The sequence below is a fragment of the Miltoncostaea marina genome (assembly GCF_018141525.1).
GTDB lineage: Bacteria > Actinomycetota > Thermoleophilia > Miltoncostaeales > Miltoncostaeaceae > Miltoncostaea > Miltoncostaea marina.
On the sequence record NZ_CP064655.1, the window covers coordinates 2,573,801 to 2,594,427 of the forward strand.

28 protein-coding genes, 1 tRNA gene and 1 other RNA gene are annotated in these 20,627 nt (G+C 77.3%); 11 read left to right on the forward strand and 19 right to left on the reverse strand.

Annotated features, from left to right (window positions below; translation table 11 throughout):
• Positions 1 to 84 precede the first annotated feature (84 nt).
• The 6 genes from glsA to ITJ85_RS13040 form a co-directional block, all read right to left on the reverse strand.
• Positions 85 to 1,083 carry a glutaminase A gene (glsA, locus tag ITJ85_RS13015; protein WP_246496413.1) on the reverse strand — a complete coding sequence of 333 codons (999 nt, stop codon included), beginning with the start codon at positions 1,081 to 1,083 and terminating at the stop codon, positions 85 to 87.
• Positions 1,080 to 2,051, reverse strand: a complete 972-nt coding sequence (locus ITJ85_RS13020) for a DUF1385 domain-containing protein (protein ID WP_217913535.1) — start codon at positions 2,049 to 2,051, stop codon at positions 1,080 to 1,082. The genes glsA and ITJ85_RS13020 overlap by 4 nt, the downstream gene beginning before the upstream one ends.
• Positions 2,052 to 2,197: 146 nt before the next feature.
• Positions 2,198 to 2,521 (reverse strand): hypothetical protein, encoded by a 324-nt coding sequence (locus ITJ85_RS13025; RefSeq protein ID WP_217913536.1) that lies wholly within the window; start codon positions 2,519 to 2,521, stop codon positions 2,198 to 2,200.
• A gap of 34 nt (positions 2,522 to 2,555) precedes the next feature.
• Entirely contained in the window at positions 2,556 to 3,053 is a 498-nt protein-coding gene (locus ITJ85_RS13030; RefSeq protein ID WP_217913537.1) for a hypothetical protein, read from the reverse strand.
• A 59-nt stretch (positions 3,054 to 3,112) separates the two neighbouring features.
• Entirely contained in the window at positions 3,113 to 3,331 is a 219-nt protein-coding gene (locus ITJ85_RS13035; protein WP_217913538.1) for a hypothetical protein, read from the reverse strand.
• A gap of 110 nt (positions 3,332 to 3,441) precedes the next feature.
• Positions 3,442 to 4,119: a hypothetical protein gene (locus ITJ85_RS13040; protein ID WP_217913539.1), complete on the reverse strand. Its 678-nt coding sequence runs from the start codon at positions 4,117 to 4,119 to the stop codon at positions 3,442 to 3,444.
• 125 nt (positions 4,120 to 4,244) lie between these two features.
• On the opposite strand from ITJ85_RS13040, the gene ITJ85_RS13045 reads away from it, so the two are divergent.
• The 3 genes from ITJ85_RS13045 (at position 4,245) to ITJ85_RS13055 (ending at position 5,371) form a co-directional block, all read left to right on the forward strand.
• Positions 4,245 to 4,673: a hypothetical protein gene (locus ITJ85_RS13045; protein WP_217913540.1), complete on the forward strand. Its 429-nt coding sequence runs from the start codon at positions 4,245 to 4,247 to the stop codon at positions 4,671 to 4,673.
• A 128-nt stretch (positions 4,674 to 4,801) separates the two neighbouring features.
• Positions 4,802 to 5,080, forward strand: coding sequence for a zinc ribbon domain-containing protein (locus tag ITJ85_RS13050; RefSeq protein WP_217913541.1), 279 nt, complete (start codon positions 4,802 to 4,804; stop codon positions 5,078 to 5,080).
• A 120-nt stretch (positions 5,081 to 5,200) separates the two neighbouring features.
• Positions 5,201 to 5,371 (forward strand): hypothetical protein, encoded by a 171-nt coding sequence (locus ITJ85_RS13055; RefSeq protein ID WP_217913542.1) that lies wholly within the window; start codon positions 5,201 to 5,203, stop codon positions 5,369 to 5,371.
• A gap of 14 nt (positions 5,372 to 5,385) precedes the next feature.
• On the opposite strand, the gene ITJ85_RS13060 is transcribed toward ITJ85_RS13055, so the two are convergent.
• Positions 5,386 to 5,682, reverse strand: coding sequence for a GYD domain-containing protein (locus ITJ85_RS13060; RefSeq protein ID WP_217913543.1), 297 nt, complete (start codon positions 5,680 to 5,682; stop codon positions 5,386 to 5,388).
• Between the two features lie 92 nt (positions 5,683 to 5,774).
• On the opposite strand from ITJ85_RS13060, the gene ITJ85_RS13065 reads away from it, so the two are divergent.
• A complete protein-coding gene (locus tag ITJ85_RS13065) occupies positions 5,775 to 6,104 on the forward strand; it encodes a hypothetical protein (RefSeq protein WP_217913544.1) in 330 nt (109 codons plus the stop codon).
• On the opposite strand, the gene ITJ85_RS13070 is transcribed toward ITJ85_RS13065, so the two are convergent.
• Genes ITJ85_RS13070 through bcp form a run of 3 tightly spaced genes read right to left on the reverse strand, consistent with a single transcriptional unit; the run spans position 6,101 to position 7,518 of the window.
• A complete protein-coding gene (locus tag ITJ85_RS13070; protein WP_217913545.1) occupies positions 6,101 to 6,448 on the reverse strand; it encodes a rhodanese-like domain-containing protein in 348 nt (115 codons plus the stop codon). The genes ITJ85_RS13065 and ITJ85_RS13070 overlap by 4 nt on opposite strands.
• The gene (locus tag ITJ85_RS13075; RefSeq protein WP_217913546.1) at positions 6,448 to 7,041 is read right to left on the reverse strand and encodes a hypothetical protein; all 594 of its coding nucleotides are present in this window, start codon (positions 7,039 to 7,041) and stop codon (positions 6,448 to 6,450) included. The genes ITJ85_RS13070 and ITJ85_RS13075 overlap by 1 nt, the downstream gene beginning before the upstream one ends.
• Positions 7,042 to 7,050: 9 nt before the next feature.
• Positions 7,051 to 7,518, reverse strand: a complete 468-nt coding sequence (bcp, locus tag ITJ85_RS13080; protein ID WP_217913547.1) for a thioredoxin-dependent thiol peroxidase — start codon at positions 7,516 to 7,518, stop codon at positions 7,051 to 7,053.
• 62 nt (positions 7,519 to 7,580) lie between these two features.
• Between bcp and ITJ85_RS13085 the strand changes: the two genes are divergently transcribed.
• Positions 7,581 to 8,198, forward strand: a complete 618-nt coding sequence (locus tag ITJ85_RS13085; protein WP_217913548.1) for a GNAT family N-acetyltransferase — start codon at positions 7,581 to 7,583, stop codon at positions 8,196 to 8,198.
• Here the strand turns inward: ITJ85_RS13085 and ITJ85_RS13090 are convergent.
• Positions 8,170 to 9,903: an ATP-binding protein gene (locus tag ITJ85_RS13090; RefSeq protein WP_217913549.1), complete on the reverse strand. Its 1,734-nt coding sequence runs from the start codon at positions 9,901 to 9,903 to the stop codon at positions 8,170 to 8,172. The two genes, ITJ85_RS13085 and ITJ85_RS13090, sit on opposite strands and share 29 nt — an antisense overlap.
• A 109-nt stretch (positions 9,904 to 10,012) precedes the next feature.
• Between ITJ85_RS13090 and ITJ85_RS13095 the strand changes: the two genes are divergently transcribed.
• Positions 10,013 to 10,744, forward strand: a complete 732-nt coding sequence (locus ITJ85_RS13095) for a MerR family transcriptional regulator (protein ID WP_217913550.1) — start codon at positions 10,013 to 10,015, stop codon at positions 10,742 to 10,744.
• 30 nt (positions 10,745 to 10,774) lie between these two features.
• On the opposite strand, the gene rnpB is transcribed toward ITJ85_RS13095, so the two are convergent.
• Positions 10,775 to 11,122, reverse strand: an RNA gene (gene rnpB / locus ITJ85_RS13100) — RNase P RNA component class A.
• Between the two features lie 40 nt (positions 11,123 to 11,162).
• Complete coding sequence (gene lexA, locus ITJ85_RS13105; RefSeq protein ID WP_217913551.1) at positions 11,163 to 11,777, reverse strand: transcriptional repressor LexA; 615 nt, start codon at positions 11,775 to 11,777, stop codon at positions 11,163 to 11,165.
• A gap of 125 nt (positions 11,778 to 11,902) precedes the next feature.
• On the opposite strand from lexA, the gene ITJ85_RS13110 reads away from it, so the two are divergent.
• Positions 11,903 to 11,988, forward strand: a tRNA-Leu gene (locus ITJ85_RS13110).
• A gap of 777 nt (positions 11,989 to 12,765) precedes the next feature.
• On the opposite strand, the gene ITJ85_RS17450 is transcribed toward ITJ85_RS13110, so the two are convergent.
• Positions 12,766 to 12,897 (reverse strand): hypothetical protein, encoded by a 132-nt coding sequence (locus ITJ85_RS17450; protein ID WP_281412197.1) that lies wholly within the window; start codon positions 12,895 to 12,897, stop codon positions 12,766 to 12,768.
• Between the two features lie 154 nt (positions 12,898 to 13,051).
• Here ITJ85_RS17450 and ITJ85_RS13115 point away from each other — a divergent pair, with 154 nt between their 5' ends.
• Positions 13,052 to 13,219 (forward strand): hypothetical protein, encoded by a 168-nt coding sequence (locus tag ITJ85_RS13115; RefSeq protein WP_217913552.1) that lies wholly within the window; start codon positions 13,052 to 13,054, stop codon positions 13,217 to 13,219.
• On the opposite strand, the gene ITJ85_RS13120 is transcribed toward ITJ85_RS13115, so the two are convergent.
• From ITJ85_RS13120 to secG, 5 genes are all read right to left on the reverse strand, one after another.
• Positions 13,165 to 14,718, reverse strand: a complete 1,554-nt coding sequence (locus ITJ85_RS13120; protein WP_217913553.1) for an ABC transporter ATP-binding protein — start codon at positions 14,716 to 14,718, stop codon at positions 13,165 to 13,167. The two genes, ITJ85_RS13115 and ITJ85_RS13120, sit on opposite strands and share 55 nt — an antisense overlap.
• The gene (locus tag ITJ85_RS13125) at positions 14,715 to 15,575 is read right to left on the reverse strand and encodes an ABC transporter permease (protein WP_217913554.1); all 861 of its coding nucleotides are present in this window, start codon (positions 15,573 to 15,575) and stop codon (positions 14,715 to 14,717) included. Before ITJ85_RS13125 ends, ITJ85_RS13120 begins: the two co-directional genes overlap by 4 nt.
• The gene (locus ITJ85_RS13130; protein ID WP_217913555.1) at positions 15,572 to 16,717 is read right to left on the reverse strand and encodes an ABC transporter permease; all 1,146 of its coding nucleotides are present in this window, start codon (positions 16,715 to 16,717) and stop codon (positions 15,572 to 15,574) included. Before ITJ85_RS13130 ends, ITJ85_RS13125 begins: the two co-directional genes overlap by 4 nt.
• 16 nt (positions 16,718 to 16,733) lie before the next feature.
• The gene (locus ITJ85_RS13135; RefSeq protein ID WP_217913556.1) at positions 16,734 to 18,392 is read right to left on the reverse strand and encodes a peptide ABC transporter substrate-binding protein; all 1,659 of its coding nucleotides are present in this window, start codon (positions 18,390 to 18,392) and stop codon (positions 16,734 to 16,736) included.
• A gap of 67 nt (positions 18,393 to 18,459) precedes the next feature.
• A complete protein-coding gene (gene secG / locus ITJ85_RS13140) occupies positions 18,460 to 18,690 on the reverse strand; it encodes a preprotein translocase subunit SecG (RefSeq protein WP_217913557.1) in 231 nt (76 codons plus the stop codon).
• 186 nt (positions 18,691 to 18,876) lie between these two features.
• On the opposite strand from secG, the gene ITJ85_RS13145 reads away from it, so the two are divergent.
• From ITJ85_RS13145 to ITJ85_RS13155, 3 genes are all read left to right on the forward strand, one after another.
• Positions 18,877 to 19,140 carry a PaaI family thioesterase gene (locus ITJ85_RS13145; RefSeq protein ID WP_217913558.1) on the forward strand — a complete coding sequence of 88 codons (264 nt, stop codon included), beginning with the start codon at positions 18,877 to 18,879 and terminating at the stop codon, positions 19,138 to 19,140.
• Complete coding sequence (locus tag ITJ85_RS13150) at positions 19,140 to 19,499, forward strand: cupin domain-containing protein (RefSeq protein WP_217913559.1); 360 nt, start codon at positions 19,140 to 19,142, stop codon at positions 19,497 to 19,499. Before ITJ85_RS13145 ends, ITJ85_RS13150 begins: the two co-directional genes overlap by 1 nt.
• Before the next feature lie 198 nt (positions 19,500 to 19,697).
• Positions 19,698 to 20,555 (forward strand): menaquinone biosynthesis family protein, encoded by an 858-nt coding sequence (locus tag ITJ85_RS13155; RefSeq protein ID WP_217913560.1) that lies wholly within the window; start codon positions 19,698 to 19,700, stop codon positions 20,553 to 20,555.
• The last annotated feature ends 72 nt before the right edge of the window (positions 20,556 to 20,627 follow it).

Genomic DNA, 20,627 nt, shown 5'->3' on the forward strand with positions numbered 1-20,627 from the left:
GCTCCCCCTGTGCGGTCGTGGGCCCAGTGAACCACCGCGGGCGGGCCGCGGGCCAGCGGCGGCGCGGCCGGGCTCCGGGGGGCGCTACCGCTCGGGCTCGGAGAGGAGCAGGTGCAGCCCGAGGCGCGTGGACAGGTGGCGGGTGGCGAGCTGCCCGCGCACGCTGTTGCCGGCGGCGTCGACGCGGGGCGAGAAGACGCCCATGCCGCCCTTGCCGGGCGAGACGGTGACGATGCCGCCGCCGACGCCACTCTTGGCGGGCAGGCCGACCTCGGAGAACCACTGGCCGGAGCGCTCGTACATGCCTGCGGTGACCATCGCGGCGAGGGTCGAGTGGCAGACGCGGCCGTCGACCACGCGCCGGCCGGTGACGGGGTTGACCCCGCCGTCGGCGAGGGTGGCGCCCATGGTGGCGAGGTCGCGGGCGGTCACGCGCAGGCAGGACTGGCGGGTGTAGAGCTCGACCGTGCCGTGCGGGTCGCAGCCGAGGCGGCCGTAGCTCTGGAGCAGGCGCGCGATGGCGTGGTTGCGGGCGTTGCTGGCGAGGGCCGACTCGAGCACCTCCTCGTCGACCTCGAGCTCGCGGCCGGCGAACGCGGAGAGCCCCTCGTGGAGGAAGCGCCAGCGCTCGGCGGCGTCGCGGCCCGGGACCAGGCTGGTGGTGACGATGGCGCCCGGGTTGACCATGGGGTTGGTGACGCCGCCGCCGCGCTCGACGGCGGCGACCGAGTTGAACGGCAGGCCGGTGGCGTCGGCGCCGACGCGCTCGCGCATGGCGTCTGCCCCCAGGCGCTCGCAGACGAGCGCGAAGACGAACGGCTTGGCCACGCTCTGGATGGTGAACGGGTGGTCGGCGTCGCCGGCCGCGGTCACGCGGCCGCTGGTGCCAACCACGCAGAGCCCGAAGAGGTCGGGCGGCACGCGCGTGAGCGCGGGGTAGACGTCGGAGGGGGCGCCCTCGGTGACGCCGGCGAAGCGGGCGTGGGCCTCGGCCAGCCGGCGGTCGACGTCGCCGGGCTCGGGCAGCCGCCCTGTGGAGACGAACTGGGGCGGCTCGGGGACGGGGGGCGTCGGCGCGGTCAGGCCAGCGGCTGCGGCTGGACGGCCCCCGGGTCGCCGCCGCGCCGCTCGCGGCCGTCGGCGCGCTCGGCATCGACGCCGGCGCCGGCCTCGGCGACGGCGGGCTCGGCCTCGGGCGCCTCGAGCGCGGTGGCGAGGGCGGCGCAGGCGACCTCGAGCTCCGGCGGGTCGGGCGGCGCGGTCGTCAGGCCCTGGGCCCACATGCCGGGCCACGAGAGGAAGCGCAGGCGCCCCTCGGCGCGCATGGCGGCCTGCCGCTGCAGCTCGAAGGCGATGGCGGTGACGATGGGCGCGCCCAGCAGGCGGGTGGCGATGAGCGCCGGGTAGGTGAACACGCCCGTGATCGCCAGCACGGCGCCGTAGACCGCGATCGAGACGACCGCCGAGACCACGAGGAACGAGGTGCCGCAGCGGGGATGGAAGCGGCTGAACCCGGCGGCGGCCGCGGCGGTGAGCGGGGCGCGCGCCTCGTGGGCGGCGATCGCCTGGTGCTCGGCGCCGTGGTACTTGAGAATCTTGCGGAACGGCGGCAGCAGGCTCAGAAGCAGCAGCATCCCGAGCATCAGGACCAGCCGGATCGCGGCGTCGGCCACGATGAAGGCGGCGCCCTCGAGGCCCGCCTCCTTCGCGATGACGATCGGGCCGATGCGGAAGGCGGCGATCTGGACGCCCGCGCCGAGCAGCGCGCCCGCGCCGATCGCCACCTTGCCCCAGAAGCCGATCGTGTCGTCGCGATCGTCCTCGGGGCCGGGCTCCTCGCCCTCCGGGACGACCTCCTCCCAGCGCAGGCGCTCGGAGATCGACATCGCCTTCTGGCCCGTGGTGAGCGCGGTGCGGATGGCGACCACGCCGCGCATGAAGGGCCAGCGGGCCCAGCGCCCGGACGGCGGCTCCACCGGGAAGCCCTCGGTCACGATCACGCCGTCCTGCTCCCGCCGCACCGCGATGCCCACCCGGTCACGGGTGCGCATCATCACGCCGCCGGGAAGGGCGCTCCCCCCGACGGTGGCCGGGGCGTCATCGGCTGGTTGGGCTGGGATAGCGGTCCTCCGCATCGGGTCGCCCGCCCTGCATCGGCGATCGACCCGCAGAGTGTAGGCGACCGGCCGAGCGGCCCCTACGCGGGCGGCGCGCCGCCGTCGACCGACGCCGGTCGCTCGCCCATGGCGACCGAGAGCTCCACGAGCTGGGCCTCGCCCATGCCGGCCACCTTCAGCGCCTCCTTGGCGAGCCGGCTGCCGTCGCGCGCGGCGTCGGCCATGCCCAGCCGCACCTCGATCCAGAAGGCGGCGGTGACCCGCCTGCGGCGGCGGTCGTGGGCGGTGGCCTCGACGCCGTTCGCCCCGGGCATGCCGGCGAGCGCCGTGGCCAGGCGGTCGCGGGCGTCGGGCGCGATCGACGCGGAGGACGTGGCCGTGAACTCAACGCGGTAGTCGGTCATCGCCTGGCGCTCTCCGGAGGGTGCACCGGCCAGCCTAGCCGCGCCCCGAGACGGCCCAGCCCCGGGCCGCCTCCAGGTCGTCGCACGCCGCCAGGCCGTCGAGCGCCCCCACCCGTCCGTCCTCGCCCACGTGGGCGCTGGCGAGCCACCGCCACACCGCCCTGCCGGCCGGCCGCACGAGGCCCATGCGGTGCAGGGGCGCCGGCTCACCCATCGCCACGTGGGCATCGTCGATGGCCGGGTGCGGGCCGAGCACGAGGGTGACCCGGCCGTCGAAGTCGAGCAGGTACGGCCCCGCGCCGTCGCTCAGCACCACCGGCAGGGCCACCTGCACGAGAAGCTCCTCCCACGCCGCGTGGCCCGCGGCGGCCAGCGCCGGGATCGCCGCCTCGGCCTCCGGGCGGGTGACGCCGTGGAAGCGGGCGAACCCGCCGGGCGTGGCGAGCGCCCAGCGGCGGCTCGGGTCGGCCGTGCCGACCGGTGCCGCCCTGCTGGGGACGATCTCGACACCCTGGCTGGCGGGGACCTCCACGCGAGGCAGGATAGGCGCCCGGGGGCCCGGCCGCGCCGGCCGCGCCCCCGGGGCGACGGTCAGATGCCGCCCGACGCCTTCTTGATCGCGTCGGCGATCGCCTCGCGCAGGCTGCCGCCCACGCTCGGCGCCCAGCCCTTCGCGGCCACCGCCACGGCGCCGATCAGCAACGTGACCATCACGACCACGCCGACGTACTCGACGGTGCCCTGCCCCGCGCGGTCGTCGCGCGCGCGCTCGAGCGCGGTGAGCGCCGCCGCGTGGAGCCATGCCGCCATCCACTGTCCCATCGTCTCGTCTCCCGTGTGGAGGGTGAAGGTGGACCGATGGTCCGCGGCCGCCCTGCGCGGTCGCGACGCCGGGATGTGACGAGTGCGCGACGGGGGCGTCACGAGCGCGGTGCGTCCCCCGGGCCGGGCGCGGGCCCACCGCCGCCGGAGGGCCGCGGCCCCCGGGCGATGCGCCCGGCCGAGCGGCGCGCGATCACCTCGAGCACCTCCACGGTGGCGTCGGCGGACAGCTCGCCGAGGTCGCCGGCGGCGGTCGTGATCGCCCGCCGGGCGGGCATGACGCGCAGGCGGGCGAGGTACGCCCGCAGCTCGTCGCGCCGGGCGATCGCGCGGCGCAGCAGGGCGCCCGGCGCGAGGTCGGCCGGGTCGGGCAGCGCGGCGAGCTCGCCGAGCGGGTCCTCCACGATGCGGCGCAGCTGCTCCACCAGCCGCCGGTTGAAGCCGGTGGAGAACTCGTGCCGGGCCTGCAGGGCGATGATCGCGCCCGTGCGCAGGTCGCCCACGGCGCGCCGCAGGACGCGCCCGATGGGGCGGTCGCCGCGCGGCGCGCGCAGCAGGGCGAGGCGCTCGAGCGCCGCCTGGCGGGCGGCCTCGCGCAGCGAGTCGGCGGTGGGCGCGAGGGGTCGGGCGACCGCGCCGACGAGGTCCGGCGGCGCGGCCGGCGGGCGGAGCGCCGGCAGCATCCAGGCCGTCAGCGCGACCAGCATCAGCGCGAGCGCGGCGGTGAGGCCGATCCACTCGGCCGCCGCCTGTCCGCCCTGACGCCCCCGGTCCACGACCCGACGCTACGGCCGGCCCCTGCGCCGGATCCGCACGCGATCGCGCCGGGATGCGCGCGTGCCGGTGCGGGGTGCGGATACAATCTCGCGGGACGCCGGGCCACCGCACGAGGGAGGCGACCATGACGGTCCTGGACAACATCGCCAAGCAGGCAAACCGCCTCGCGACGGACGTCCAGATGTCGTTGAAGCGGGCGCGCGTGGAGGGCGAGCGGCGCCTGCTGCAGCGGCAGCACCGCGCCGCGCTCGAGGAGCTCGGCGAGCGGGCCTACGAGCTCGTGCGGGCCGGGGAGCTGCCGGAGGGGCCCATCGCGACCGAGGTCGCGGCGGTCGAGTCGAAGCTCATGGAGATCGAGGCCAAGGTCGCCGAGATCGACGCGCTGCGCACCGAGGAGGAGCAGGCGGCGGCCGGCGACGGCGACGCCCCGAGCGCCGAGGAGGCCTCGCGGACCGCCTTCCCGATGGTCGACGCGCCCGCGTCCGGGGGCGGCCCCGGACCGGGCTGGGAGGCCGCCGAGAAGTTCTTCGGCGGCGGCGCGCCGAAGGACTGACGAACACACCGCGGGGGCCTCTGGCCGGGGCCCCCGCGGTGTTGCCCGGGTGGGGGTCGGGTGTATCCTCAGCCCACGCCGGGCCCGCCCGGCCGTCGATCGTTCACGCAGGACGGGGAGCCACCGGCGTGAGAGCCGAGTCCGATCTGCAGGGCCACCACCGCTCGGAGACCCCCGCCTGCCACCGCTGCGGCCTCCCGCTCCTCGCCGAGGCCCGCTTCTGCCCCTACTGCGAGCGCTGGCTCGACGAAGGCGGGCTGCCCCGCCTGCTGTCGAAGGCGCGCGTCGCGACGGACGTCCGTCAGCGGCGCTTCGCCGGCGTACCCGAGCGGGTCCTGCTGATGGTGGGCCTGGTGCTGTTCACGCTCGTCGCCGCGGCGAGCATCGTCGCGGCGGTCGCCACCTAGCCCCAGCGGGACCCGCTCGCCCCGCCCCGCCCCGCCCCGCACCCGCGGGCGGACCGTCCCCGCGCCGCCGCCGGAGGAGCCGGCCGCGGAGCACACCCCTTGACCCACGGAGACACGCGCGTGCCCCAGACCGAGAACATCGAGCTGCACACGGTCGGCGACGAGGTGTCGGGCAGCTTCCGCTGCGCCGACTGCGACCTGCTGGTGAAGTCCCCCGCCGAGGCCGACGGCGTGCTGGTGCTCCCGCCCTGCCCGCTGTGCGCATGCGAGGAGTGGCGCCGGGTGGCCTGACGGCCGCGCGCGGGTCAGGGGCCGGGCGACTCCAGCGCCTCGATCAGCTCCTCGACCGGCAGCGCGACCATCGTCTCGAAGGTCGCGCTGCCCCGCGAGGCGAGCTCCACCGTGAGCTTCGAGACGGTGAAGCCGTCGGGCGCCTCGACCTCGCTGAGGAAGTCGTACGCGCCGAGCAGCGCCCACTGGCGGAGCACCCGCCCGCCGAGGCGCTCGACCTCCCGGTTGACCTCGAAGAGGCGCTCGGGCGTGGCGACCAGGGTCTGCAGCCCCTGCGAGCTGAGCGACGAGAAGAGCAGGAAGCGCTTCATCGGCGCGAGTCTACGCCCCGCGGCGCGGAAGGCCACGCGCGACGGGCGGGGGGCGGCGCCCTCTAGACTCGGTCGCTCCGCAACGATCCGAGGTGAGCATGCTCCGCGACGACGACGCGACCCCGAACGACCTCCAGAGGGCGCTGCTCGAGTACGACCCCACCACGCTCGAGACGGCGCTCATCGAGTGGACCAAGGAGCACTGGCCGATGGCCGCGCGGGCCATGGTCTACAACCGCGCCGAGGCCGACAAGACCGTCGAGGGCGTGCCGGGGATCCGCAACGACGACGCGCGCCTGGCGCTCGAGGTGGCCGCGCGGGTGGCGATCTCCGAGCGCGAGCTGCTCTGCCGCGGCATCGCCGCCGTGCTGCCGCAGTGGCTCGAGAGCACCTACGGCCTCACGCCGAAGGCGAAGTCCTAGGCGGAGGGCTTGGGCTCCACCGGGTAGCCGGCGTCCTGCCAGGCGGACCATCCGCCGACCAGGACGCCGACCCGGGAGCGCCCGTTGTCGAACGCCCACATGGCGATCTTGAGGCTGGTCGCCTCGCCGGGGCGATCGCAGTAGAAGATGAGCTCCTTGCCCTCGGGCAGCTCCAGCACCTGGCGCTCGAACTCCATCGGATCGACCCGGATGGCGTTCTTCACCTGCTGGTCGGACTCGCGATAGCCCATGTCGCGCACGTCGACCGGCTGCACGGCGTCGCCCATCTTGAAGGCGGCGGCCAGGTCCACCGGCTGCCAGCGCGACACGTCATCCCAGGCCATCAGCCCTCCAGGTCCTCCGCGGGTCGGGCCAACGCTAGCAGCCGCTCCGCCTCCTCCAGCGAGCCCGCGCCGGTCAGCGCGCAGAGCGCCTCTGCGTAGGCCTCGCTGCGTGGCGTGCGGACGCCGCACGCCAGCGCGCCGCGCAGGTAGCTGACCCCGTTGCGCGGCCCGTGCGCCGCGCTGCGCAGCGCCCGGCGGGCGAGCGCCTCGGGGGTCATGTCGGGCGCCGGCAGGTTGCGCGGCAGCGCCGCGGTCAGCACCGTCCGCCCGCCGGGCAGGTCGACCTCGAGGATGCCGCGCGCCGTGGCGAGGCCCTCACGCTCGGCGAGCAGGTCGACCGCCGTGCCGAGCTCGACGCCGTCGGCCAGGAGCAGCAGCGCGCCGTCGACCGGCCCGCCGTCGGGGTGCGGCACCAGCACGGGCCCCCCGCCCCAGCGGCGCGAGGCCCGGCCGTACTCCACCGGGAAGGGCGTCCGGCACGGCTCCCGGCCGGCGATCACCGCCGCGAGCCCCGGCCCGGGGGTGTGCAGCAGCGAGCCGTAGGCGAGGATCGCCAGGCGCCGCTGTGGGACCGGGGAGCGCAGCGCCCGCACCCTCGCGCGCTACGCCGCCCGGGCCAGCCCGAGCACCGAGGCCGCGTGCCCCTTGGGCTTCACCTTGTAGAGCGCCTGCCGCAGCACGCCGTCCGGGCCGATCACGAAGGTGCTGCGCTCCACGCCCCAGTAGGTGCGCCCGTACATCGACTTCTCAACCCAGACGCCGTACGCCTCGGCCACCTCGTGATCGGGGTCGCTGAGCAGGGTGAACGGCAGGCCGTGCTTGTCGCGGAACGAGACGTGGCTCGCGATCGGGTCGGGGCTCACCCCGATCACGCGCAGGCCGGCCGCGTCGTACTCCGCCTGCGCGTCGCGGAACTCGCACGCCTGGGTGGTGCAGCCCGACGTGTCGTCCTTGGGGTAGAAGTAGAGCACGACCGTCTGGCCGCGCAGGTCCTCCAGGCTCACCGTGGAGCCGTCGTCGGCCTGCAGTGTGAACGCCGGGGCCGGCCGCCCCGCCTCGAGTCGCGCCATGTCGCCTCCTCGCCGTGGAGTCCCCAGGCTACCCGGGAGGCCCGCGTAGCATCGCGGGCCGGATGAGCGCCACGCCCCCAGGGATCCTCCTACGCCCCGCGCGTCCGGCCGATGCGCCGGCGATCGCCGCGATCGTCGCCGAGGCGCTGCGCGACAAGTACCGTCCCGCGCTCGGCGCCGCGGCCGAGCGCGCCGCGGCCGCGCTGCTGCTGCGCGACCTGCGCGAGATGCCCGGCTCGCGGCACCTCGTGGCGGAGCTCGACGGCCGGGTGGCCGGCGCGGCGCACGTCATGTTCGAGGACGACGCCGGCCTGGGCGCCGTGCGGGCGCTCGCCGCCGAGGTCGGCTGGCCGGGCGCGCTGCGGGCCGTGCTCGTCTTCAGCCTGCTCGCACACGGGCGCATCGGCCCCGACGAGGCCTACATCGACGAGCTCGCCGTGGCGCCCTGGGCGCGCCGGCGCGGCGTGGCGCGGGCGCTGCTGTGGCGCTGCGAGCACGAGGCGCGCGCCCGCGGCCGCGCGCGTCTGACCCTGCTCGTGACCGTCACCAACGACGCCGCCCGCCCGCTCTACGCGAGCGCGGGCTTCCGCGAGGTGCGGCGCATCCGCTGGCTGGCCGGACGGCTGCTGTTCCGCGCGCCCGGCGCGATCCTCATGGAGCGGCGGCTGGCTCCGGGGTGAGCGCCGCGGCCCCCGCCTCCGGCGCCGGCGGACCGGGGGCGGGGGCGGCCGGGGGCGGCGCCGACGGCAGCTGCAGCCGCGCCCGCCCGCCGGGCCCCGCCTCGACGCTCAGCCGCCCGCCCAGGCGCTCGGCGAGCGCCGCCGCCACGCCGAGGCCGAGGCCGGCGCCGGGGAAGCCCGCGGCGCCCTCGCCGCGGGCGAAGCGCTCCGTGGCGGCGGCGAGCTCGGGGCCCGGGATGCCCGGGCCGGTGTCGGTGACGCGCAGCTCCACGTCGCCGTCCGGCAGCGCCCGGCCCGACAGCGTGATGACCCCGCCGCGCGGCGTGAAGGTGGCCGCGTTCGCGACGAGCTCGCCCAGGATCTCGTGCAGCAGGGCGGCGTCGGTGCGCAGGGGCGGCAGGTCGTCGGGCAGCGCGGTCTCCAGGCGCAGGCCGCGATCGCGCAGGCGCCGGTCGAAGGCCGTGCCCAGGCCGTAGGCGACGCCGGCCGCGCCCACCGGGCGCAGGCGCACGGGGCGCGCGCGCGGGTCGTTGTCGGTGCCGCGCAGCAGCTGCGCCACCAGGCGCTCCATCCGGTCGCCGGCCGACTGCACGCGGCGCACCGTCGGCGCCGCGCCGGCGGGCACCTGGCCCAGCAGGTCGGAGGCGAGCGCCTGCACCTCGCTGACCGGCGCCTGCAGGTGGCGGGCCGCCGCCCCGGTCACCTGGCGGCGCACGGCGGCCATGCGGGCCTGCTCGGTGCGGTCGCCGACCGCCACCACGCGACCGCCCGGCACGGCCCACGCCTCCAGCTCGAGGTGGCGCCCATCCGAGAGGGCGAGCCGCCGCGCCACGGCGCCGCTGGCGGCGAGGCCGAGCCGGACGGCCTCCTCCACCTGGGTCGCGTCGGCGAGGGCGAGCCCGCCCACGAGGTCCTCCAGGGCGTCGTTGCGGATGATGCCGCCCGAGGGGGTGCGCGCGGCGACCGGGTGCGGCAGCGGGGCGAGGGCGGCGCCCAGCGACTCGACGCCCGACTCGGCGGCCGCCTGCAGCGACGAGGCGCGCGCCGCGAGGGCGCCGACCGCGCGCGCGAGGCGCCCCCACTCGCCCGGGCCGTCCGCCGGCACGGGCTGGGGGCGCCCGGCCGCGGCCGCCTCGGCGGCTTCGGACAGCCGGCGGGCGCGGCGCGTGCGACGCGACCCGGCGACCCACGCGGCGGTGCCGGCCAGCAGGGCGAGGGCGCCCGCCACGGCAAGCGCCGGCGCGAGCGTCGCGTCGAGGGTCCCGGCGCCGGCGGCCAGCGGCCGGCGCAGCACCACGCGGGCGCCGGAGGGCAGCGTGCGGGACGCCTCCACGGCGCCGTCGCGCAGCGTCCAGCCGGACGCGCCGGCGGTGGCCAGCGAGGCGGCCGGACCGGCCGGGCCGGCGCCCCACAGGCCGCCGGGGTCGCCGCCGGCCGAGGCCCGCAGGCGGCCGCCCGGGCCGACGAGGCGCGCCGGCGCGCCGGCCTCGGCGAGCGCCGCGCGCGCGGCGGGGGACGGGCGGGGGTCGACGGCCGCCGCGAGGGCGTCGGCGCGATCGGCGAGCGGCCCGCCGGCGCGCGAGGCCTCCTCGCGCAGCGCCAGGCCGAGCGCGACCACGGCGACGAGGCCGAGCGCGGCCGCCGAGACCGCGAACGTGACGAGCGCGGCCCGCCACGGGCGGCGTGGGCGGGGGTCGGGGTGCATCGTGTGGGAGGGCTTCGCGCCCCGCGGGCGAAAGTCCTTCCGCCGCCGCCGACCACGTGGCGGCCGCGGGCGCGACCCGTGGACCTGGACGACGCGCTGGGGGCGGCGGGTGATCGACGACGAGGACGAGCCGGGCTGGCCGCGGGTCAGGTCCCCGCGCGGCGAGGTCGGCCGGGGGCCGCGCACGCTGACCGCCAGCGAGGCGGCCGCGCTCCTCGGCGTGAGCGTGGCGACCATCCGCGGCTGGGCCGACCAGGGGCGGGTCCCCTCGCACCGCACGGTCGGCGGCCACCGCCGCTTCGAGGTGGACGAGCTGCGCGACTGGCTGGCGCGCCGGGGGGCGCCGCCGCCGGAGCCGCGCCGACTGCGCCGCGCGCCGCAGGAGCTGCCGCCCTGCCCCCTGCTCGCGCGCGCGCTCAACGCCCGCACCGAGGCGATCGTCGACCGCGTGCTCGCCGGCTACGACGAACGCATCGTCACACCGCTCCCCGCGCCGAGCGGACCGGCCGCGCGCCGCGTGGCCGTGCGGTTCGTGCGGGTGGTCGCCGCGGCGCTGGAGGACGGGCGCCCCGGCGCCCCCACCGGCCGCGTGGAGCTCGCGGGGCTGCGCGGCGGGCTGGAGGGTCCCATGGGCGCGCGCGTGATCGCGGAGCACACCCGCGTGGCGGCGGCCGTGATCGCCGAGGCCGAGGCCGCGCGCGCGGCCGGCGTGCCGATGGAGCCGCTGGCCATCCCCGCCCTGCACGCCGTGATCGACCACGCCCGGGCCGCCGTGGTGCGCGGGTTCGAGCAGGCCGTCGCGGCGCGCGAGCCTTCCCCCCGGGCGCCCGCCCCGCGCTGAAAATGCCTGACGCCCACCGAGGTGGGCGTCAGGGGTAGCAGGCCGTAAGCCGGATTCTGTCGTGGGCAGCCATCCATCTGGGACGACCGTCGCCGGTCGCCTCGTGCGGCCTACCTGGGGCTGGGCGAGCAACCCGTGGCGCCCCGGTTTGGCCTTGCACCGGGTGGGGTTTACCGAGCCGGCCTGTCACCAGGCCGCTGGTGCGCTCTTACCGCACCATTTCACCGTTGCCGCCGACGCCGGGGCGCCGATGGCTGTGTCTTTTCTGTGGCACTTTCCCTGGGGTTTCCCCCGCTGGCCGTTAACCAGCACCCTGCTCTGCGGTGTCCGGACTTTCCTCAGGCCGCCGGAGCGGCCCGCGGCTGCCTGGCCTGCCCCGCCAGCCTAGCGCGCCCGGACGGGCGCGGACGACGCCGGGCTAGAGCTTGCGCAGCACCCCGACGACCACGCCCGCCAGCGTGACCTCGTCGGGCACGATCGGCTCATAGGCCGGGTTCTCCGGCATGAGGTGCACGCGCCCGTCCACGCGGCGCAGGCGCTTGACCGTGGCCTCGTCCTCGATCATCGCGACCACGATCTCGCCCTCCGAGGCCGTGGGCGTGCGCTTCACCACCACGAGGTCGCCGTCGAGGATGCCGGCCTCGATCATCGAGTCGCCGCGCACCCGCAGCAGGAAGTCGCCCGGGAAGGGCGAGGCCACCCAGTCCTCCACGTGCTGCTCCGCGAGCAGCGGGGCTCCGGCGGCGACGGAGCCGACCAGCGGCAGGGCCGCGGCCTCGCGAGCGGGCTCGCTCGGCGCGGGCGCCGGGGCGGCCGCGTCGTCGCGCACCACGAACATCGCGCGCGGCTTGGTGGGGTCGCGCCTGATGTGCCCGGCGGCCTCGAGCTTGGCGAGGTGCGCGTGCACCGTCGAGGGCGACGCGAGGCCCACGCCCAGGCCGATCTCCCGCACGGTGGGCGGGTACCCGTTGTCCCGGCAATGCCGGGAGATGAAGGCCAGGATGGCGGCCTGCCGTTCGCTCAACTGATCCATGCCGTCGTCGCCTCCGGGACGCGAACAGGTGTTCTCGCGACCGTACCAGGGATGCGCCGGGGGCGAAAGTCGGGTGGCGCACGCCGGGCGCGTGGGCGACTGCTCTATACTGCCCGGGCCCTCAGGCGCCGGTGGCGGAATTGGTAGACGCGCAAGGTTGAGGGCCTTGTGACCCGTTCGGGTCGTGGAGGTTCAAGTCCTCTCCGGCGCACTGCGACGCGGCCCCGGCCAGCCCTGGCCGGGGCCGCGGTCGTTCCGGGGCCGTCGCGGGCGGGCGGACCCGTCATGTGGTCAGCGCGACCGCGCGCCCCGTCGCCCGCCGGGTCCGCCCCGGCGAGCCCGCACGCGACCGGGTGAGGCCCATGCCCGCCCGTCGTTCCCCCGCGTCCTGTCCGGCCTCCACCGACGTCGCCGCCGGCCCTTCGTGCGCACGCTCCCGCCGGACGGCATGGGGTGGGTCCCCTTCACCGGCGGCGACGCCACGCCGTACCGGGCCCGGCCGCCGCGGTCGGGTCGCGGGCACCGCGGCGTGGGTCGCGACCGTCGGCAGCTGCGCCTGGGACGCCGGGGCCCGCGCGGGCGTCGGCTACCTCGACGGCGTCGCGATCGGCAGCGTGGCCGACGCCGTGCGTCACGGCCTACCGGGCCGCGGACGCGATCCCCGGCCTGCGGATCACCTGACCCGCGGGCGCGCGAGGGCCTCCGCCGCGGCGGGGCCCTCGCCGCGCGGCGGCGCGGCTAGCGGAAGCAGGAGCGGCGCCAGAGGACCACGACCCCCAGCAGCCAGTGCCGTGCGTGTCGCAGGTGCATGTCGACTCCATCGGCCACGCGGCCCGGACGGTTGAGCCGCCGTGTCCCCGTGTACCCACGGGACGCCGGGAGTCCTCCCCCGCCGGCGCGGGCGCCGGCGACCACGGGGGCGCCGGCCATCCGGAACGCGCCCCGTCCCGGCGGCCGCCGCGAGCGGCGGGCCGGGACGAGCGTCGATCTAGAAGATCGTCCCGATCAGCCAGACGACCCACGCGATGATGTAGACGTGCAGCACCGCGAAGAGGTAGATCGCGATGGCGAGCACGGGGACGGCGATCGCGCTCCCGACCCATTTGGCGGCGACGTTCATGGCGCGGAACCCTACCCGGCGCCGCGGCGCTCCGAAAGGGCGGGCCGCCCGGCAGGTGCACCCGGCCCCGGAGGGTGGGCGCGAGGTCCCGGGGGCCGCGGCCGGGGGGCACTAGACTCGGCCGGCACCGACCCCGAGCCAGGACCCGACCCACATGAGCACCGACGCCAGCGCGGCCGACCAGGCGCGCGACGCCCTCCTCTCCGCCATCGCGACGCAGGTCGCGCTCGCCCCCAACGCGACGACACTGCTGCGCCTGGCCGAGGCCTACGCCTGGGTGATCGAGCCCGGCCAGGCCCACGGCACCAGCGAGAGGGCCTGAGCGGCGGCCACCAGCCGCCGCGACGCCGGGTGCCCCGGCGCGCCCAGCACCCGCGCGGGGTCGCCCTCCTCGACGATGCGGCCGGCGTCCATCACCGCCAGCCGGTCCACCCCGCCCGCGACCGCGCCGAGGTCGTGTGAGATGAGCAGGTAGGCGAGCCCCCGCTCGGCGCGCAGGCGGGCGAGCAGGCCCATCACGGCGGCCGCCGTGGGCGGGTCGAGCGCCGAGGTCGGCTCGTCCAGCACCACCAGTCGAGGCGACATCGCGAGCGCCCGGGCGATGGCGACGCGCTGGCGCTGGCCGCCGGAGAGCCCCGCCGGCCGCCGGTCGGCGGCCCCGGCCGGCAGCCCGACCGCCGCGACCAGCGCGGCCACGCGCGCCGCCCGCTCGCGGGGCCGAACCCCCGCGATCGCCATCGGCTCGGCGATGGAGGCCTTCACACTCATCCTCGGGTCGAGGCTGAGATATGGGTCCTGGAAGACGATCCCCGGCCGGCCGGCGCGCCACACGGTGCCCGCATCCGGCCCGACCAGCCCGCACGCCAGGCGGGCGACCGTGGTCTTGCCGCTGCCGGAGGCGCCGACCAGCCCGACCGCCTCGCCCGCGCCCACCACGAGGCTCAGGTCGTCGACGGCCCGCACGGGGGCGCCCCCTCGCCCGGGCATCTCGCGCCGCACGCCCCGCAGCTCCAGGACGGGCGGCCCGGGGGCGGCCGGCGGGGCGGGCGGCGGCGCCGGGGCGGTGCCGGCGCGGGCGGCGCCCGGCGGCGCCATGGCCGCACGCCGGCGGCCGGGCGCGCCGAGCAGCGACCGGGCGGGGCCCTCCGCCACGATGCGGCCGTCGTCGATCACCGCGACCCGGTCCGCGAGCCGGGCGACCGCGCCGAGGTCGTGCGAGATCAGCAGCACGCCCAGGCCGTCCGCCCGGCGGCGGGCGTCGATGAGGTCGAGCACGGCCGTGCGGGCCGCGGCGTCGATCGCCGCGGTGGGCTCGTCGGCCACGAGCACCGCCGGCCCGGGGGCGAGCGCCATCGCGATGAGCGCCCGCTGGCGCTGACCGCCCGAGAGCCGGTGCGGGTGGTCGTCGCGCGGCACGCCGAGCTCCGCGAGCGCCGCGGCGGCACGGGCGCGCGCCTCGCGGCGGCCGAGCGGCGCGTGAGCGCGCAGGGTCTCGGCCACGCCGGCGCCCACGCGCTGCACGGGGTCGAGCGCCGCCAGCGGGTCCTGCGGCACCAGCGCGACGCCCCGTCCGCGGATCCGGCGCAGCTCCGCGCCGGCCAGCGTCCTGCCGCGCAGGGTGACCTCGCCCCCGGTCTGCCGCGCCGGCGGCGGCACGAGCCCCAGCAGGGCGAGCCCGGTGAGCGTCTTGCCTGCCCCGCTCGCGCCCACCAGCCCGAGCACCTCGCCGCGGCGCACCACGAGCGACACGCCGTCGACCAGCGCCCGCCCGTCCGGGCCCTCCACGCGCAGCCCGCGCGCGGCCAGCACGGGGGCGCTCACACCCCCTCCCGGCGCGGCGGCGGCGTGGCGCGCGGGTCGAGGCCGCGGCGCACCCCCTCGCCGATCAGGCTGACGGCCAGCACGGTGACGACGATCGCGAGCCCCGGGGCGAGCGTGAGCCAGGGGTGCTCCTCGAGCGTGTCCCCCGCCCCCGACGCCATCGCGCCCCACGAGCGGTCGCCGTCGGGGTCGATGCCCAGGCCGAGGAACGACAGGGCGCTCTCGGCGAGCACCGCCACGCCGACCGCCAGCGCGCCGAAGGAGGCGATCTCGGGCGCCGCGGCCGGCAGCAGGTGCCGCAGCACGACGCGCGGCGCCGCGGCGCCGGCGGCCCGGGCCGCCTCGACGTAGGGCAGCTCGCGGGTGCGCATGGCCGACGCCCGCGCGAGGCGGAACAGCGGCGGCCAGGACATGAGCGCGAGGATGAGGACCACCTCGGCCGGGCCGACCCGCTCGAAGGCGAGGCTCAGCACGATCAGCACCACGAAGGCCGGGACGATCAGGAAGAGGTCGGTGACCCGCGACAGCAGCGCGTCGACCCAGCCGCCGCGCCAGCCGGCGGCGAGGCCGAGGCCCGCGCCGACGAGCGTCGCCGCGAGGGCGGTCGCCAGGCCGACGACCAGCGAGACGCGCCCCGACACGAGCGTCTGGGTGAGCACGTCCTCGCCGAGCTCGGCGGTGCCGAACGGGTGCGTCCACGAGGGCCCCTGCAGGCGGGCGCCCAGCTCCTGCTCGGCGGCCCCGTACGGCGAGATCGCCGGGCCGGCCGCCACCGCGAGCGCGACGGCCGCGAGCAGGCCGAGCCCCGCCAGCCCCGCGGGGCCGAGGAACGCCGCGGCGGCGCGCGCGCGCCTCATCGCCGCCCCCGCGGGTCGACGCGCGGGTCGAGCGCGGCGCTCAGCAGGTCGGCGAGCAGGTTCGCCACGACCACCGCCACCGCCCCGATCATCACGATGCCCATCGCCACGTTGACGTCGCGGGCCAGCGCTGCGTCGCGCAGCAGGCGGCCCATGCCGGGCCACGAGAACACGGTCTCGGTGACCACGGCCCCGCTCAACATGGCCCCCAGGTCCAGGGCCACGAGGGTCACCAGGGGCACGAGCGCGTTGCGCAGCGCGTGGCCCCACACGACGCGCCGCTCCGACAGGCCGCGGGCGCGGGCCGCCGCCACATGGTCGGACGACAGCTCGGCGATGAGCGCGGCGCGCTGGTAGCGGCTCCAGACCGCCACGTTGACCAGCGCGAGCGTGACCACGGGCAGCACGAGGTGCTGCAGGTGGTTGAGCGAGAGCAGCTCGCCCTCGTGCTCGAAGGACCAGCGCCGGCCGGTGTAGAGGACCACCCGGCCGTCGCCGCCCAGGCGGTCCCACAGCGCGAGGGCGGCCGCGCTCAGCGCGACCCCGCCCGCGAGCAGCGCGGCCGTCGCCGGGCCGGGCCGGCGCAGCCGGGCCAGCCCGGCGAGCACCAGCAGCAGCCCGATCGCGAAGGGCACGACGGCCCACCCGTGGTCGCGCATCCAGACCGCCCAGAGCTGCAGCAGCACCCCGGCGACGAAGGTCGGCGTGGCGAAGGCCACCAGCGCGCCGCCGCTCAGCAGGTGGTCGGTCGCGCCGCCGGCGCGGGTGGCCGACGCCACGCCGAGCGCCACCGCCAGCAGCGCCGAGACCACGAGCGCGATCAGCATCAGCTCGAGCGTGGCCGGCAGCGCGTCGAGGATCGGCTCGATCGCGTCCCTGCCGCGGTCGGTGGCGCTGACCCCCCAGTCGCCGCGCACGAACCCGCTCAGCCAGCGCCAGTAGCCGACGTGCCACGGCTCGTCGAGCCCCTGCTGCTCGATCAGCCGCTGCACGTCCTCCTCGCGCACCGCGGGCAGCTGCCGCAGCCGCGCCACGGGGTCGGCCGCCCGGTAGAGCAGCCAGTGCGCCACGACGCTGACCACCGCGAGCAGCGGCAGGGCGGCGAGCAGCCGCCGCCCGGCGAGCGCGGCTACCGCGCCCACCGGCCCCGCCCGGGCCTCAGCCCAGCGACCACACCCCGCTGTTCCAGAAGACCTCCGCCTGCGTCGGGTTCTGGCGCACGCCCTCCAGCGCCGCGACGTGGGCGACCGTGTTGGGCTGCTGGTAGAGCGGGATGAGCGGCACCTGCTCGGCGATCAGGTCCTGGAGCCGGGCGAGGGTGGCCGTGCGGGCCTCGTCGTCGACCTGGCGGTCGGAGAGGCGCATCAGCCGGTCCGCCGCGGGCTCGGTCCACCGGTACACGTTCTGGCCGGCGAACCCGTTCTCCTCCGAGGGCACCGCGTCCGAGGCCAGCACGGCGGTCACGCTCGGGTCGACCGGGCCGCCGGTGGCGAACATGGCCGCGTCGAACGACCCCGCGCCGAGCGTCTCGCCGTAGAGCCGGTCCGACGACTGCCCCCGCGGCACCACGCGGATCCCCGCCGCCGCGGCCTGCTCGGCGATGAGCCGGGCGGTGGTGCGGCGCAGGTCGCCTTCGTTGGGGTAGACCAGCCGGATCTCGAGCGGGCGGCCGCCGCGGGCGAAGACGCCGTCGGCGCCGCGCCGCCAGCCCGCCCGCTCGAGCAGCCCGGCGGCCGCCCCGGGGTCGTGTCCGTAGCGCTCGAACGCCGGCGTGTGGCCCAGCTGCTGCGGGCGCACGATGCTCTGGAGCGGCTCCACGGTGCCGTCGAGGAGCACCTCGGTGATCTGCTTGCGGTCGATCGCCAGCGCGAGCGCGCGGCGCACCCGGGCGTCGCGCAGCGGCCCGGCGGCCGTGTTGAGCGCGATGTGCTCGAAGAACAGCGAGGGCACCGACTGCAGCTCCACCCCCTCGATGCGGGCGGCGCGGCGGAACAGCGCCGGGTCGGGGCCGGGGCTGACGATCTGGGCCTCGCCCTCGCGCAGCGCGGCGATGGCCGCGGCGGGGCCGTCGTAGAAGGTGAACACCAGGCGGTCGATGAACGGGCCGCCGCCGGCCTCCTCGGTGCCCCACCACTCCGGGTCGCGCTGCAGCACGGCGCGCTGGCGCGGCGTGTAGCCGGTCAGCGTGAAGGGGCCGCTGCCGAGGACGCCGCCCTCGTTCCAGGCGGTGTTGAAGTCCTCGCCCGCCAGGGCGTGCCGGGGCAGCACGTAGGCGCCGCTCGCGACGCTGAAGACGTCGCGCCACGGCGCGTAGTCGCCGCGGAAGGCGACGGTGAAGCAGGTGGCCCGGGGGCAGCGCTCGCCGGTGGCCGTGACGCCGGGCCGGATCGCCCTGATCTCCTCCCAGCCCGCCCGGGAGGCGACCTGGTTGGCGGGGTCGGTCATCGTGCGCCAGGTGAAGACGACGTCGGCGCTGGTCACCGGCCGGCCGTCGGACCAGCTCGCCTCGGGCCGCAGGCGGAAGGTCACCCGCAGCGGCCCCTCGCGCACGTCGTCGCCGCCCGGCACCTCGGCCGCGAGCTGGGGCGTGTAGGCGCCCGAGTCGTCGGCCGTCAGCAGGTTCTGCAGCACGTTGGAGAGGATGCGCTGCGCCGGCACGGTCGCGCCGTCGGCGAGCATCACGTTGAGGATCGGCGGGATCTGATCCTCGGCGTCGATGAGCGTGCCGCCGCCCGCGGGCGGCTCGTCGCCCCCCGAGCCGCAGCCCGCCGCGACCGCCGCGGCCGAGCACAGCGCCACGGCCGCCAGACGCCTCACCCACGATCGAGCCCGCACGCCGTCCTCCCCGATGACGCCAGCGGGGAACGTACAGGCCCGGCCCGGACTACAGGCTCTTCGCCAGGAAGAAGGTGAGGACGAAGAAGAGGACCGCCGAGACCACGGTCACGCGGTCGAGGTTCTTCTCGACGATGGCGGTCGAGCCGCCGTAGGCGCTCGACGAGCCGCCCACGCCGAAGGCGCCGGACAGGCCGGCGTCCTTCCCCGAGTGCAGCAGCACGAGGAAGATGAGCAGGACGGCGTTGAGCGAGTGGACGACGACCAGGAAGGCGGTCACGGCCGGGACGGTAGCATGGCGCCCGCCCGTGGACGATCTGCCGCTCCTCAACCCGCCCGAGTTCCCGCACTGCTTCGTGTGCGGTCCGGAGAACGCCGAGGGCCTCGGCCTGCGGATCCACCAGGACGGCACCGACGCCGTCGCCCGCTACACGCCGCGGGCGGCCCACGTCGGCTACCCCGAGCGGTGCACGGCGGCCTCATCGGGATGCTGGTCGACGAGATGCTCGTCTACGCCGGCGCGCCTCACGGCGTCTGGGGGATGACCGCCAAGGTGCGCTACTGGCTGCGGCGCCCGATCCCCGTGGGCGAGGAGCTCACCCTGCGCGGGCGCCTGGTGCAGCGCAGCGACCGAGGCTTCCGCGCGGTCGTGACCGTCCGCCTGCCGGACGACTCCCTGGCAGCCGAGGGCGAGGGCATGTGCGTGATCCGCAGCGCCCCGGTGCCCTGATGGAGGTCCGCTCCCGCGCCGGCGCCGAGCCGTTCGTGACCACCGACGGCAGCGTCATCCGCTCGCTGCTCGACCGCGCCAACGCGCCGGTCGCCAACGCGAGCCTCGCCGAGGCGACCCTCGAGGCCGGCGAGTCGACCACGCGCCACCGCCACGCGGTCAGCGAGGAGATGTACTACCTCGTGGAGGGCGAGGGCGAGATGGAGTTCGACGGGGAGGTCCGGCGCGTCGGCGTGGGCGACGCGATCCTGATCCCGCCCGGCGCCCGCCACCGCATCACCGCCCTCGGCCCCGGGCCGCTGCGCCTGCTGTGCGTGTGCGCCCCGCCGTGGACCGCGGAGGACACCCTCTTCGATTAGCACCGGCGTACGGGCGCCCTCTCGCGCGGCGCCCGGGACGCGCGGACCGCCCCTGACCGGGGCGGTCCGCAGACGGCGGCACCGCCTTCGGCGGGGCGGGCCGCCGAAAGGGCGGGCATGGGCGGCCCCAGCGGGCGCCCGTACGCCGGGGCCGGGCTAGGCTTGGCCCCGAGGACCCTTCCCGAGCCGAGGAGCGACGTGGCAGACCGCCGCCTGATCCGCCTGGGGCACAGCCCCGACCCCGACGACGCCTTCATGCACTACGCCCTTGCCGAGGAGCTGATCCCCATGGACGGCTTCCGCTTCGAGCACGTGCTCCAGGACATCGAGACGCTCAACGACTGGGCGCACGAGGGCCGGCTCGAGGTGACCGCGATCTCCATCCACGCCTACCCCTACGTGGCCGACAAGTACCGGCTGCTGCCGCACGGGGCGTCGATGGGCGAGGGCTACGGGCCCATGGTGGTGGTGCGCGAGGACCGGTCGATCGAGCCGGGGCAGCTGCCGTCGCTGCGCGTCGCGGTGCCGGGCCGCCTGACGAGCGCCTTCCTCGAGCTGCAGCTCGCGGTGGGACGCATCGCCGAGCCGGTGTTCACGCCGTTCGACCGCATCCTGGACGTCGTGGAGTCGGGCGAGGTCGACGCGGGCCTGGTCATCCACGAGGGCCAGCTCACCTACGGCAGCCAGGGCCTGCGCTCGATCATCAACCTCGGCGAGTGGTGGCGCGACCTGACCGGGGGCCTGCCGCTGCCGCTCGGCGGCAACACCGTGCGGCGCGACCTGGACGAGGGCGACACGATGCCGCGCCTGTCGCGGCTGCTGCGGGCCTCGATCGCCTACGGCCTGGAGCACCGGGCGCCGGCGCTGGCCTACGCGGAGCGGTTCGGCCGCGGGCTCGACCGCGGCCTGGCCGACGAGTTCGTGGGCATGTACGTCAACGAGCGCACCCTCGACTACGGCGAGGACGGCCGCGCGGCGATCACGGAGCTGCTGCGCCGCAGCCACGAGGCCGGCCTGCTGCCGAGCGCGCCCGTCGTCGACTTCGTGGAGGACTGAGCGCCCTGGGCGACGCCCGCGACTGGGGGGCCGAGATCGACCGCTGGACCGAGCGCTTCCGGTCGGTCGAGG

Coding starts and splice junctions, on each gene's coding strand:
- ITJ85_RS13060 (WP_217913543.1), bottom strand. CDS start 5,682: ATGAAGCGCTTCCTGCTCTTCTCGTCGCTCAGCTCGCAGGGGCTGCAG.
- ITJ85_RS13085 (WP_217913548.1), top strand. CDS start 7,581: ATGAGCGCCACGCCCCCAGGGATCCTCCTACGCCCCGCGCGTCCGGCC.
- ITJ85_RS13020 (WP_217913535.1), bottom strand. CDS start 2,051: ATGCGCACCCGTGACCGGGTGGGCATCGCGGTGCGGCGGGAGCAGGAC.
- ITJ85_RS13150 (WP_217913559.1), top strand. CDS start 19,140: ATGGAGGTCCGCTCCCGCGCCGGCGCCGAGCCGTTCGTGACCACCGAC.
- ITJ85_RS13125 (WP_217913554.1), bottom strand. CDS start 15,575: ATGAGGCGCGCGCGCGCCGCCGCGGCGTTCCTCGGCCCCGCGGGGCTG.
- ITJ85_RS13025 (WP_217913536.1), bottom strand. CDS start 2,521: ATGACCGACTACCGCGTTGAGTTCACGGCCACGTCCTCCGCGTCGATC.
- lexA (WP_217913551.1), bottom strand. CDS start 11,777: ATGGATCAGTTGAGCGAACGGCAGGCCGCCATCCTGGCCTTCATCTCC.
- bcp (WP_217913547.1), bottom strand. CDS start 7,518: ATGGCGCGACTCGAGGCGGGGCGGCCGGCCCCGGCGTTCACACTGCAG.
- ITJ85_RS13035 (WP_217913538.1), bottom strand. CDS start 3,331: ATGGCGGCATGGCTCCACGCGGCGGCGCTCACCGCGCTCGAGCGCGCG.
- ITJ85_RS13115 (WP_217913552.1), top strand. CDS start 13,052: ATGAGCACCGACGCCAGCGCGGCCGACCAGGCGCGCGACGCCCTCCTC.
- ITJ85_RS13045 (WP_217913540.1), top strand. CDS start 4,245: ATGACGGTCCTGGACAACATCGCCAAGCAGGCAAACCGCCTCGCGACG.
- ITJ85_RS17450 (WP_281412197.1), bottom strand. CDS start 12,897: ATGAACGTCGCCGCCAAATGGGTCGGGAGCGCGATCGCCGTCCCCGTG.
- ITJ85_RS13070 (WP_217913545.1), bottom strand. CDS start 6,448: ATGGCCTGGGATGACGTGTCGCGCTGGCAGCCGGTGGACCTGGCCGCC.
- ITJ85_RS13090 (WP_217913549.1), bottom strand. CDS start 9,903: ATGCACCCCGACCCCCGCCCACGCCGCCCGTGGCGGGCCGCGCTCGTC.